Raw genomic sequence first — 230 nt, 5'->3', positions numbered from 1 at the left:
GTCCATCAAGGACAAGCGCCGACGGGAGGTGCGGTTGTGAGGGCGCGAACACATCAGCCGAGCGCACTGGTGATCGGGGCCGGTATCAGTGGAGGGACCACCGCACTGGTGTTGGCCCGGCGAGGATGGCGAGTCGTCGTAGCGGCCAACCGCTTTGACGCTGACACGGTGTCGAGTGTCGCGGGCGCTGTGTGGGAGTGGCCACCATCGGTGTGCGGTCGCCACCACAA

General features: G+C 66.5%; 1 protein-coding gene. It reads left to right on the top strand.

The features are described 5' to 3' along the window. Nucleotides 1–36: 36 nt before the first annotated feature. Nucleotides 37–230 (top strand): FAD-dependent oxidoreductase (locus AC5Y5O_RS32345; RefSeq protein WP_500028788.1); only part of this gene is annotated, 194 nt, incomplete at its 3' end.

Source organism: Mycobacterium sp. NGS40, assembly GCF_059812735.1.
Note: the sequence above shows the minus strand (reverse complement) of the source record. Positions and strands in the feature narration are given on the sequence as shown.